A 9,518-nucleotide genomic window follows, 5' to 3' on the forward strand; every position below is an offset into this window, starting at 1 on the left:
TCTTCGGTTTGTCTTATGCAATGGACGGGGTTATAAGGGATGAAACCCTTATAGAAACAGACATTACTGCGATTTTTGTCAATTGTTTGCGATCTGGAGCGAACTAATCAATTAAATCTCTTGCCAGATAAGGATTTAGTCGATTTATGCCACCCTATCGAACCATACCAAGTAACGAAGAACCATTGTAATAAATATCTTGTATGTATTAATTTCTTTATTTTTTTAATCGGACAAGAAATTTATGAAAAGTTTTTCGCTCAAGCTGCCATACAAATAATCTTGCAAAAGTATCAAATTTTATTGTTAATTGTTGACACTAATCAGGAGGAATAGTTCAATGGATAAACTAAATTATTATCAAAGCATAATCAAGAAAATTCTCACAGAATATGCAGAAATTTCCTCACAAGTACCCGATCAAGACATAGAAAAAAAATATTGATTTTTGACCATAATAGAAGCCAATATCTTTGGTTTAATATTGGCTGGAAAAATGGCAAACGAATTAAAGCAATTTCCGTTTATCTTCGTCTAAAAAATGACAAAATTTATATTGAAGAAGATTGGACAGAAGCAGGTATCGCCACGGAATTAATGCGCTTAGGAATTCCCAGCAGTGAGATAGTTTTAGCTTTTCAACCTCCCGAAGTGCGTCAGTTTACCGAATTTGCGATCGCCTAAAAATTATTCTTTACTTTCTCGTCAGATGAGGAGTCGCTAAAATCGAGTATTTAAATATACTTGTTTCTAGGTCATTTCTGCCAGTTCATCCTTGACTCGCCGGTTCAAGAGTTAGATATTTTCCGAGCAAAAGTGCTACAATGTAATCTTAAGGGTCAAAACAATCAAGGAGAAGAGCATGGTCAGCAAAATTGATCGCCAAGCATTTTTACAATCCTTAATCGTGCCACCGGGTAAAGAAATTTCTCTACACAAAGACTACGATCCCGGGTTTAAGCCAGACTATATTACCAAAGAAGATGCCACTTTGCTGCTGCAACAGGGAATCGAAAAAATGGCCGAGTTTCAAGATAAACTCTATGCCCAGGATACCTATGCCCTCTTAATTAATCTGCAAGCCATGGATGCGGCGGGTAAAGATGGTACGATCAGACACGTTATGTCGGGCTTAAATCCCCAAGGCTGTCAGGTATTTAGCTTTAAAGTTCCCTCGGCCGAAGAACTAGATCACGATTATCTCTGGCGATATTATAAAGCTTTACCGGAGCGGGGTCGTATCGGTATTTTTAATCGTTCTTACTACGAAGAATTATTAGTTGTGCGCGTCCATCAAAATTTATTGGAACGGCAAAAACTCCCCCCAGAAGACAGAACCAAGAAAGTTTGGCAGCGACGTTTTGAGGAGATTAATAATTTTGAAAAATATCTGGTTAACAATGGGGTTATTGTCCTGAAATTCTTTCTCAATGTTTCTAAAGGAGAACAGAAAAAACGATTTTTAGAAAGAATTGATCGCCCCGAAAAAAACTGGAAGTTTTCCGAAAATGATGTCAAAGAAAGGGCTTTTTGGGGTGATTACATGAAAGCCTACGAGGAGGTATTCAATCATACCAGTACCGAATGGGCCCCTTGGTATATTATCCCGGCTGATCGCAAATGGTTTACCCGTTTAGCTGTGGGGGCGGTTATTTATCACACCCTCGAATCCCTTGGTTTAAAATATCCCACCGTTACCGAAGAACATCACCAAGCTTTACTGAAAGCCAAAGAAATCCTGGAAAATGAGCCAGATTAAAAATGGAAGAAAATCCCGAAAAAGCGATAATTGCCGGAAAATCGATCGTATAATCAATGTCGATTTGAGAGAATTACCCCTATGAATTATCGCATCGATCGCCGCACCTATGCAGAAACCTACGGCCCCACCGTCGGAGATAAAGTTCGCCTGGCAGACACGGAATTATTTATCGAAGTCGAAAAAGATTTCACCACCTACGGCGATGAGGTAAAATTCGGCGGCGGTAAAGTAATTCGCGATGGGATGGGCCAATCCCCCATTTCTAGGGAAGATGGGGCGGTAGATTTGGTGATTACTAATGCCTTAATTCTCGACTGGTGGGGCATCGTTAAAGCTGATGTGGGCATTAAAGACGGCAAAATTTATAAAATCGGTAAAGCGGGCAATCCCCACATTCAAGATAATGTCGATATTATTATCGGTCCTGCTACCGAGGCATTAGCCGGGGAAGGGATGATTTTGACAGCAGGGGGGATTGATGCCCATATTCATTTTATCTGTCCCCAACAAATTGAGACAGCGATTGCGTCGGGGATTACCACGATGATTGGTGGCGGGACCGGACCTGCGACGGGAACTAATGCCACCACCTGCACCCCGGGAGAATGGAACATCTATCGAATGCTAGAGGCCGCCGAAGCTTTCCCGATGAATTTGGGTTTTTTGGGTAAAGGCAATAGCAGTCAGCCGGAAGGACTAGCGGAACAGGTAAAAGCGGGGGTAATTGGCTTAAAACTCCATGAAGATTGGGGAACCACTCCGGCAGCCATTGATACCTGTTTAAGCGTGGCCGATAAGTACGATGTGCAGGTGGCGATTCATACCGATACTCTCAATGAGGCCGGTTTTGTCGAGGCCACTATCGCCGCTTTTAAAAATCGCGTCATTCACACCTACCACACGGAAGGGGCCGGCGGTGGTCATGCTCCCGATATTATCAGGGTTTGCGGGGAAATGAACGTTTTACCCTCCTCTACTAATCCCACGCGTCCCTATACGACGAATACCTTAGAGGAACACCTCGATATGTTGATGGTTTGTCATCATCTAGACCGGAGTATTCCCGAAGATGTGGCTTTTGCCGAATCCCGCATCCGCCGCGAAACTATTGCCGCCGAGGATATTCTCCACGATTTAGGGGCTTTTAGCATCATTTCCTCCGATTCTCAAGCGATGGGACGGGTGGGGGAAGTAATTATCCGCACTTGGCAAACTGCCCACAAAATGCGGGTACAACGGGGCAGACTGACCGGGGAAACGGGAGAGAATGATAATCTGCGGGCAAGACGATATATTGCTAAATATACGATTAATCCTGCTATTACCCATGGTGTCTCCGATTATGTCGGTTCCATCGAGGTGGGCAAATTAGCCGATTTGGTTCTCTGGAAACCGGCATTTTTTGGCGTAAAACCGGAAATTGTCCTGAAAGGCGGTTTAATCGCCTGGGCGCAAATGGGCGATGCTAATGCCAGTATTCCCACACCGCAACCGGTTTATATGCGTCCCATGTTTGCCTCTTTTGGTGGTGCGATCGCCAAAACTTCCTTGACATTTGTTTCTAAATATGCTATGAAAGCGGGCATTCCTGAGAAGTTAAAGCTGAAAAAAACCGCCGTGGCCGTGTCGAATACGCGCAATATCAGTAAGGCTAGTATGAAGCTAAATGACGCTTTACCGCGCATGGAAGTTAATCCCGAAACCTACGAAGTGCGTGCTGACGGCGAATTATTAATCTGTGAACCGGCTACGGTTTTACCCATGGCTCAACGCTATTTCTTATTTTGAATTCGATTTCAGAAAACGGGTTTTTTGAAAAAATCCGTTTTCTTTTCTTTATAGGAAAATTTGGGACTTTCTTGGATTTGGTGGGTAAAATGTATTCTAAGATACATTCCTCCTAGCGAGGGGGTGGAACGAACCACAAAGACACAAAGGACACAAAGATTGATCGATCATATTGTAAGTTAAACTTATCACACAGAACCTAGAAGAGCCAATTTGGGAAAAATAACTTAACCAATCCTGCCATTAGTGCAGTAACAATAGCAACAAAGATGGTTCGATTAGTAAATTCCAAGTTATCTAGTCGTTTATTCACGCCTGTTAATTCTCCTTTAATATTTGCTATGTCAACTCTTAAGTTATTCACTTCTTCAGATAGCTTGTCTATTTTGCTATTAAGTTGTTCAGATAATCTGTCTATTTTGCCATTAAGTTGTTCAGATGACTTGTCTATTTTGTCATTAACTTCTTTGAATTGTCCTACAATAAAGTCTTTTAATTCTTTGAGGTCGTTTTCTGTAAATGTTGCCATTGTGTGACTCTCCTAGTAATTGTTTGTGATACCAATAATTTCACCCCTAAGTTTAACTCCTAACCCTTAATCAGTCAAATTGCATCGAAGTTGCATCACCAGAAGGAATAAAACTGGCCCAATAAAAAGGATGTTTTTGCTTCTCACCCTTGAGCATTCCTAGTTGAATTTGTCGTAAAGCTTCACTGCGTCCTTCTCCTTTTTGTAAGCGTCCATAATAGGCAACCATTAAATCTTTAGTCGCGTCATCAGATACTTTCCAAAGGCTAATTAATTGGCTTTCACTACCTGCTATAACTAAAGCGCGGCGCAATCCATAAACTCCCTGACCGATTTTAATATCTCCTTTCCCCGTATCGCAAGCGGAAAGCACAACTAATTTGGTTCCGACTAAGTTTAAATTGGTAGTTTCTAAAGCAGTCAAAACCCCATCATCTCCTGCACTTTGACCGATTGTAACTCCTGCTAAAACTAACCCAGAACGCAATAAAGGATTCTCAATAACATTACGTTCACCTTGTAGGGGCGAATTGCGTTCGCCCGGATTGCGTTCACTCAAATTGCTTTCTGGTTTAAAAAAACCATGGGTAGCGATGTGGAGAATATTCGGTTTTTTCACTTGTTTGACGGCGTTTTCTGTGGCTTGAGAACCAGTTAAAACAGTGGCTTGAGGTAAGATATTTTTAATCGCTTTAGCTTCTTGTTCTGTACCCGGAAGACCGGGAAAAGTAAACTCAGACAGGTCGATGGAACGAGTGAGAGCGACTTTTTTCCCTGCTTTACCGTAGAAAGGATCAGCTACAATGAGCGGAGATTGTTGACTAGCAAATCTATCTTTAAGGCGCAGTAAATCCCGTCCAGAAGTGAGGTAAGTAATATGATAATTTTCTACCAAGTATTGATTATTTTCATCTACTAAAGCTTCAAAGGGAATTAAATTAAGTGCAGCATCAGGAGAAAGCAGAATTGTTTTAGTATTGCCTAATAATTGACGGATAGGCTGCATCAATATCTCATCAAGTTGACGCGCTGATTTTTGCAGTTGAGGGAGAGGAGTTTCTGCGTCTGCAAGATTGTCACGGAAGTAAATTAATTTGTCATCAATCGGTTTAGCTTCCCCTAAATCCTTGGCTTTGATGTCACCATTTGGATAGAGAATATAAACAGCATAGCGAGGATTACCAAAGCTATCATTTTTAGGATTATAAGGTTGATAGCGGACTATTTCAACTAAAGCAGCATCAGCAGGGATTAGCTTTTGAATACCTTCCAGGGTAATGGGTTGGGATAGGCTACGAAATTCGGCACTACGACGACCGATTTTATTTTCTATTTCTTTTGCTTTTTCGGTAACTTCGTCAAGTTGTTGACGGTAAATTTCTGTGTTTTTAATATCTTCAGGCTTTTTAAAAGTTAGGTTAGATAGTTGAGTCCGAACTTCAATCAGTTGAGTCAATAATTGTTGACTTTCGAGGTCATCAGTACGTTGTCGGAGAATTTGTAAGCTATTGGTTGCAACATCTAAAATTCGTCCTTTACGTTCTAAGATAGTTTTCAAGGCGAGACGGGTTACTTCTGGGTTATTGGGTGCAGCTTGAAGATTGAGGGAAATCACCGAATTAGTCGTCCCTAAAACCGTATTCATATAATCTTGTTTTTGCTTGTCATCCCCCATTTTTAGATTTTCTGAGAGGTTGTATTCTTCTACTGCAAGTCCTTGGCTGAGATAATTAATGGCTTGAGGAATATCATCTTGAGACCAGTAAAGTCCTGCCAAATTGTTGAGACTGGTGGCGGTAGCGGGATGGTTGTCTCCTAATTGTTGTTTATGGATAGCTAATGCTTGTTTGAAGAGGGGGTCGGCTTCACTGTATCTTCCTTGAGACTTGTAAAGTAATGCCAAATCGTTGAAACTGGTAGCCGTATCAGGATGATTTTCCCCTAATTGTTGTTTTCTGATGGCTAAAGATTGTTGGTAGAGGGATTCGGCTTCGGCATACTTTCTTTGTGACTCGTAAAGTCCTGCTAAATTATTGAGACTCGTAAGAGTAAATGGATGATGATTTCCCAGTTTGTCTCTGTAGATGCTTAAAGCTTGTGTATAAATAAGTTCAGCTTCCTTGTATTTTCCCCGAGACTCGTAAAGTCTTGCCAAATTGTTGAGGGTAACAGCAGTAGCAGGATGAATTTTGCCAAATTTGTGTGTGTAGATATATAAAGCTTGTAAGTTAAGAGTTTCGGCTTCTACATATCTCCCTAGAAGGCGATAAAGCACTGCTAAACCACTAAGGCTAGTAGCAGTATCGGGATGATTTTCTCCCAATAGGTTTTGTCTGATCTCTAAGGCTTGTCGATAGACAGTTTCAGCTTCGTCATATCTACCTTGAGACTGGAAAAGAGATGCTAAACCATTCATCGTGGTGGCAGTGTCAGGATGATTATGTTTCTGATTTTCTCTATAGATATCTAAAGCTTGTTGATAGAGAGGTTCTGCTTTGCTATATCTTCCCTGAAGCCGATAAAGATCTGCCATAATAGTCAAACTCAGCGCAATATCAACATGATTATTTCCCAACTGCTTTTGTCTGATGGCTAAAGCTTGTTGTAAAGAGAGTTCAGATTCAGAATACTTACCTTGAAACTGATAAAGTATTCCTAAATCATTAAGAATAGTGGCAGTACCAAGATGTTCTTCTCCGAGACTTTTCTTATAAATTTCTAACACTGTTTCTGCTAACAGTATCGCCTCATTATATTTCCCTTGCTGATATAACTCAACAACTTGCCGATATAAGCGTTGTACTTCGGCTAAGGCTTCTTGGTCTTGCGCAGAAACCTGAGAAATCACCTGTCCCACCGTTGGGTTTAACATGACTCCCGATAATCCCATCATCCCGGTAATGACGACAACCGCTATCCCTGATTTGATTGATACTTTCATTGGTTTTTTATCCCTAGAGTTTATTGATAGGCAAAAACATCAACTTGAATAGATTTGTCGGGTTGAGCCTTTCGCTGTAGTAAAATTCTGATTTTTTCTGCCGTTTCACTACTAAAAACAACCTCACCACAGTTATAACATTACTTTAAGGCAGAGCCTTAGATATTGTGTTCCAAGGCTTTGCCTTGGAACAAGGGGACAAGGAGAATTTGTTTTAAGTACCATAATTAGTATAAGGCCGTTTATAAGGTGGTTGCAGTCCCAAAACAATATCCTCCCTCTTAACACCCATTGAAATTAAATCTTCTGCTGGATTCAATTCCGTTAAATTTTGTTGTAGCCAAATCTTATTATCACGAATATCAAAATGAACAATCGAGCGGTAAACTCGTTTTAAACCTTCCCATCCTACATTCATCCACTGATAATGATCCCGTTCCACATCAAATATTAATTGTACTTCTACGTCTTCACCGGTAACATCTTCTGCTACATAGCGACTTAACAAATTTTGCACTGCTTGACGATATTTTATGAGTTTATCTTTATCCATTGTGTAATTACCTCCGTACAAAAGTAGTAGCCATCATCAATAATTTATAGTAATTTCAAATAAGTTGTAGGGGCGAAGCATTCGGATAAGAAATCTACGGTTTCAGCGATAGGTTATTGCCCGAATGCTTCGCCCCTACGGGAGTGCTATAACTTTCATCCTTACTCCCTCCTTAAAATGTCATTAATTGTTTTAGCCAATTCCTGAACCTGCGAAATATCTCCTAACTGATTATAAGTCCCCTTCGCCTTGGTTAACCACTGTATCGCCTCATCCTTACTCCCCAAGAGACGATAAGCTATTCCTAAACCCGCTTGTATCTCCGCTTGCACTGACAAATTCTGCGTATTTGTTGCCAGTTTTAACGCCTTATCATAAGGTTTTTTTGCCAACTGAGGCAACCCTATCTTAAGGTAAGTATCCCCTAACAGTTGATAAACCGTAGCAACCCGACTATTTTGCTTCACCAATCCTTCTAATACCTCAACCGCATCCCCATACAACTCATAACCTCGATAGAGATGCGCCAAAACTAACCCTGCTTCCTCTGGGGATAATTGCTGCTGTTGAACAGCTTTAACAGCATCTAAAACCGTTTTTTTAGTCTGTTCATCTAATACTCTAAACCCGACTACTGCATCACTTCTAGAAGACGCACCATTATCAGCTTCTATGATTACTCGATATAGCCCTCCTGTTTTCAGAGGAGGTTCACCGGGATAGACTATCTCAGTTTTATTTGTCTGCGTTTCCCAATTAACCCCATCTATTTTGATAGTATAATTAGTTGCACCCGGAACAGCATTCCACCGCAGTGAAGGACGATTGGTAATAATATTCGTTTCACGGGGAGTAATTAGATAAGGTAATTTTGCTAAAACTTTCTCTTTATTTCCTGGGGGACGGATGGTAAGATTATTACTATTGAGAAGTCGAATCACAGGATTTCCCCGAGGACAGCCACTAGAAACAATATACTTTCCTGTTTTAACCGTCCAAGTCTGTTGATTACTACAATAAACCTTAACTGAAGCATTAGCTGCCACTTCTAACTTATCATCAAAACTGAGGGTAAGTCCGACAGAAGCGGGAAGGGGTTTTTTCCATTGTGGTTTTTTAACGGTAACTTTCCCTTTTACCTGAAAAATTGTGTTAACTCCAACAGTGTTGCTAAAAGTCGCCGCCGGAAATCCTACCGTAATTAATATCAGGGAAATGGGGGTAAAGAGTTTGAGAAATTTATTCATGACTAGAATCAATTGGGGTTTGGCTTTAATTAGGTTCGTTGTTGAACTTTAGCATAAGATTTCAGAAAACGGGTTTTTAAAAAAAACCGTTTTCTCGTCTAACTTGTTATACTATACTACTACAACTTAAAACCTCACCATTCCCTAATCTTCCCTGTGGGGTTGGAGACAAGCTTTGCACCCTCACAGAAGGAGTAATTTCCCACTTCCACTCGCAACTATAGAATTAGCTATAATAAAATTACCACAGGTATCATCTTCATATTTCTGGAAACTATATGACCTTAAAACAATTAGACCGAATTACTTTTAACTCCAAAATTATGGCAGGTCAAGCCTGTATTCAAGGAATGCGTATTCCTGTTTCTTTAATTCTTAATCTACTTGCTAACGAAAAGCCGATAGAGGAAATATTAGAGGAATACCCTGACCTAGAAAGAGAAGATATTCACCAATGTTTATTATATGCTTCTTGGTTAGCCAGAGAACAAGTTCATCATTTTGAATTAATCGAGCAATGGAGATAGAGTTTCTAGCCGATATGGGGATTTCTCTGCCAGGGTAAGCTCATCTAATTTGGTATAAATTGTACTTGACAAAGATTTCTGAATAGGGTAATCAAATCGCCATAGCACCGTCCCGCACTGCCAGTACCCAGACTTAGCCGCTGCTACCTCTGTATAATTTATAATTAGCCT

Annotated in this window: 9 protein-coding genes and 2 pseudogenes; 5 read left to right on the top strand and 6 right to left on the bottom strand. The window is 40.5% G+C overall.

All coding sequences use genetic code 11. The features are described 5' to 3' along the window. Positions 1-120 precede the first annotated feature (120 nt). The 4 genes and pseudogenes from ACE1AQ_RS14455 to ureC all read left to right on the top strand — a co-directional run bounded on the left by ACE1AQ_RS14455 (position 121) and on the right by ureC (position 3,550). Positions 121-336, top strand: coding sequence for an element excision factor XisH family protein (locus ACE1AQ_RS14455; protein ID WP_110545937.1), 216 nt, complete (start codon positions 121-123; stop codon positions 334-336). 4 nt (positions 337-340) lie between these two features. Then, positions 341-684, top strand: a pseudogene (locus tag ACE1AQ_RS14460) (XisI protein). 178 nt (positions 685-862) lie between these two features. After that, positions 863-1,759 (top strand): polyphosphate kinase 2 family protein, encoded by an 897-nt coding sequence (locus ACE1AQ_RS14465; RefSeq protein ID WP_002761380.1) that lies wholly within the window; start codon positions 863-865, stop codon positions 1,757-1,759. 81 nt (positions 1,760-1,840) lie between these two features. Continuing rightward, positions 1,841-3,550: an urease subunit alpha gene (ureC, locus tag ACE1AQ_RS14470; protein WP_002735350.1), complete on the top strand. Its 1,710-nt coding sequence runs from the start codon at positions 1,841-1,843 to the stop codon at positions 3,548-3,550. Positions 3,551-3,749: 199 nt separating this feature from the next. Here ureC and ACE1AQ_RS14475 read toward each other — a convergent pair whose 3' ends face one another. From ACE1AQ_RS14475 to ACE1AQ_RS14495, 5 genes and pseudogenes are all read right to left on the bottom strand, one after another. Continuing rightward, the gene (locus ACE1AQ_RS14475; RefSeq protein ID WP_110545938.1) at positions 3,750-4,079 is read right to left on the bottom strand and encodes a polyhedral envelope protein; all 330 of its coding nucleotides are present in this window, start codon (positions 4,077-4,079) and stop codon (positions 3,750-3,752) included. 70 nt (positions 4,080-4,149) lie between these two features. After that, positions 4,150-7,020: a tetratricopeptide repeat protein gene (locus ACE1AQ_RS14480; protein WP_253257780.1), complete on the bottom strand. Its 2,871-nt coding sequence runs from the start codon at positions 7,018-7,020 to the stop codon at positions 4,150-4,152. Positions 7,021-7,040: 20 nt separating this feature from the next. Beyond that, positions 7,041-7,160 (bottom strand): annotated as a pseudogene (locus ACE1AQ_RS14485) (YgiT-type zinc finger domain-containing protein); the annotation flags it as partial. 74 nt (positions 7,161-7,234) lie between these two features. Further along, positions 7,235-7,573, bottom strand: coding sequence for a XisI protein (locus ACE1AQ_RS14490; RefSeq protein WP_002735894.1), 339 nt, complete (start codon positions 7,571-7,573; stop codon positions 7,235-7,237). A 161-nt stretch (positions 7,574-7,734) separates the two neighbouring features. Further along, positions 7,735-8,820 (bottom strand): lipopolysaccharide assembly protein LapB, encoded by a 1,086-nt coding sequence (locus tag ACE1AQ_RS14495; RefSeq protein ID WP_110545939.1) that lies wholly within the window; start codon positions 8,818-8,820, stop codon positions 7,735-7,737. A 278-nt stretch (positions 8,821-9,098) separates the two neighbouring features. Here ACE1AQ_RS14495 and ACE1AQ_RS14500 point away from each other — a divergent pair, with 278 nt between their 5' ends. Continuing rightward, complete coding sequence (locus ACE1AQ_RS14500) at positions 9,099-9,347, top strand: DUF433 domain-containing protein (RefSeq protein WP_110545940.1); 249 nt, start codon at positions 9,099-9,101, stop codon at positions 9,345-9,347. Here ACE1AQ_RS14500 and ACE1AQ_RS14505 read toward each other — a convergent pair. Beyond that, positions 9,327-9,518 (bottom strand): hypothetical protein (locus ACE1AQ_RS14505; protein ID WP_374808652.1); only part of this gene is annotated, 192 nt, incomplete at its 5' end. The genes ACE1AQ_RS14500 and ACE1AQ_RS14505 overlap by 21 nt on opposite strands.

The organism is Microcystis sp. BLCC-F209, assembly GCF_041928595.1.
Taxonomy (GTDB): Bacteria; Cyanobacteriota; Cyanobacteriia; order Cyanobacteriales; family Microcystaceae; genus Microcystis.